At 65.4% G+C, this 2217-nt stretch carries 3 protein-coding genes; 2 read left to right on the top strand and 1 reads right to left on the bottom strand.

The window, feature by feature from the left end:
• Positions 1-49: 49 nt before the first annotated feature.
• Both DBR23_RS23230 and DBR23_RS23225 read left to right on the top strand, forming a co-directional pair.
• Positions 50-1108 (top strand): serine/threonine protein kinase, encoded by a 1059-nt coding sequence (locus tag DBR23_RS23230; protein WP_108499729.1) that lies wholly within the window; start codon positions 50-52, stop codon positions 1106-1108.
• A gap of 164 nt (positions 1109-1272) precedes the next feature.
• Positions 1273-2019 (top strand): response regulator transcription factor, encoded by a 747-nt coding sequence (locus tag DBR23_RS23225; RefSeq protein ID WP_108499728.1) that lies wholly within the window; start codon positions 1273-1275, stop codon positions 2017-2019.
• Positions 2020-2045: 26 nt separating this feature from the next.
• Here DBR23_RS23225 and DBR23_RS32195 read toward each other — a convergent pair whose 3' ends face one another.
• A complete protein-coding gene (locus tag DBR23_RS32195) occupies positions 2046-2201 on the bottom strand; it encodes an exosortase H-associated membrane protein (protein ID WP_199227785.1) in 156 nt (51 codons plus the stop codon).
• Positions 2202-2217 lie beyond the last annotated feature (16 nt).

Below are 2217 nucleotides of genomic sequence, written 5' to 3'. Positions count from 1 at the left end.
CTTAAAGCCCGCAACCCGGCGGCCAAGGGCATGGCGGCGACAATGGGGCATGACCCCATTGCCCCCCGATACCGCTACCAACCCCGCCAACGACCAGCACCCCTACGCCCGCCTCACCCCCGACCAGGTGCTGGACGCACTGGCTGGCGTGGGCCTGTACGGCGATGGCCGCCTCATGGCCCTGTCGTCGTACGAAAACCGGGTGTACCAGGTCACGCTGGAAGACGGCGAGCGCGTGGTGGCCAAGTTCTACCGCCCAGGCCGCTGGAGCGAGGCGCAGATCCTCGAAGAACACGCCTTTGCCGCCGAGCTGATGGCCGCCGAGGTGCCCGCCGTGGGCCCGCTGGTGCTGAACGGCACCACCCTGCACCAGCACGATGGCTTTGCGTTCTCCGTCAGCCCCTGGCGCGGCGGGCGCCAGCCCGAGCTGGACGACTTTGAAGTGCTGGAATGGATCGGCCGCTTTCTGGCCCGCATCCACACCGTGGGCGCTGCCCAGCCCTTTGCACACCGGCCCACGCTGGACCTGGCCACCTTCGGCACGGCATCGCGCGACTGGCTGCTGATGAACGAGATCATTCCGCTCGACATGCAAGCCGCCTGGAAGGCACAGTGCGACAAAGCTCTTGATTTGATAGCTGCCAGCGCATACTCCACTAGCGCTACAGGCCAATTTGGCTTGAACAATGCCACCATGATCCGCCTGCACGGCGACTGCCACCCCGGCAACATCCTCTGGACCCCGCTGGATGAATGGGGCCGCGGCGGCCCGCACTTTGTGGACCTGGACGACGCACGCATGGGTCCGGCCGTGCAGGATCTGTGGATGCTGCTGTCGGGAGACCGGCGCCAGCGCACCCACCAGCTCGGCGCCCTGATCGACGGCTACGAGCAGTTCCGCAGCTTCGACCGCCGCGAGCTGGCGCTCATCGAACCGCTGCGCACCTTGCGCCTGATCCACTACAGCGCCTGGCTCGCGCGCCGCTGGCAAGACCCGATCTTCCCGGTGAACTTTCCCTGGTTTGGCAGCAGCGACTACTGGCGCGGGCAGGTGGACATGCTGATCGAGCAGATCGAGGCGATGGAGGAAGAACCGCTGGTGGCCTGACAAGGCGGACCGGGCGCGGACAGGCCCCACCAGCGCAGGCCAGGCCATTGCAAACGATTGTCAACCCCTGCGCACAGCTGCCCGATGTGGGGCACCATCAAGGCACCTCTTCCCCAAAGAGGTGTTTCTTTGATTTCACGGCCCCCGGCCCAGAGCCCACCAACATGCGCATCGCAGTCCTTGACGACGACCTTCTCCTGCTGGAGCAGATCAAGGGCACCCTGGAATGCCACCACCATGTGTGCCACACCTACGCCGACGGCACCAGTCTGCTGAAGGCCCTGCGGCACGACACCTTCGACCTGCTGATCGTCGACTGGCACCTGCCGGACATGGAGGGCACCGAGGTCGTACAGACCGTGCGCGACATGAGCGGCATGCAGTTGCCAATCCTGTTCATCACCCGCCGCAACGATGAACGCGACGTGGTCGAAGCGCTCTCGCGCGGTGCCGACGATTTCATGAGCAAGCCCCTGCGCATGGGCGAACTCGTGGACCGCATCACAGCGCTGCTGCGCCGCGCCTACCCCGAAAGCATGGGCGCCCGCATGACCTTCGGCGCCTACTGTTTTGACGCCGACAAGCGCTCTCTGAGCGTGCACGGCCAGCCCATCGAACTCAAGCACCGCGAGTACGAACTGGCCCTGTTCATGTTCCGTAACGCGGGGCGCCTGCTGTCCCGCACCCACCTGCGCGAAGCCGTCTGGGGCGACAGCGCCGAAACCCCCTCGCGCTCGCTCGACACCCACATGTCACGCCTGCGCACGAAGCTGGAGCTGACCGAGAACAACGGCTACACGATCTCAGCGATTTATGGGATGGGGTACCGGCTGGATCCTGTGGGCGCACCAGCCCTCCACCGCGCCCCTGGGCAGCAACGCGCCGCGACCACCGAAACACTTTCAGGGTAGTGGCCGGCAGTGCCCGCTGGCCAGGCTCAAGGCGAGGACGTGGCAGGCGGCAGCGAATCGCGCCAGCTGCGGATCAGCACATCGTTCACAAATTTACGGTCCATCCACAGCCACAGCAGGATAGGCACCAGCGTAGGCAGCACCAGAGAGCCCAGCTGGTAGCCATACACAATGGCCTCCATTTGCCACTGAGATACC

The organism is Acidovorax sp. HMWF018 (assembly GCF_003061035.1).
GTDB classification, from domain to species: Bacteria; Pseudomonadota; Gammaproteobacteria; order Burkholderiales; family Burkholderiaceae_C; genus Acidovorax; species Acidovorax delafieldii.
This window is presented reverse-complemented; position numbering and strand designations above follow the sequence as displayed.

Excerpts from the sequence above, each read along its gene's own strand:
- DBR23_RS23230 (WP_108499729.1), top strand. The coding sequence starts at position 50 with ATGACCCCATTGCCCCCCGATACCGCTACCAACCCCGCCAACGACCAG.
- DBR23_RS32195 (WP_199227785.1), bottom strand. The coding sequence starts at position 2,201 with ATGGAGGCCATTGTGTATGGCTACCAGCTGGGCTCTCTGGTGCTGCCT.
- DBR23_RS23225 (WP_108499728.1), top strand. The coding sequence starts at position 1,273 with ATGCGCATCGCAGTCCTTGACGACGACCTTCTCCTGCTGGAGCAGATC.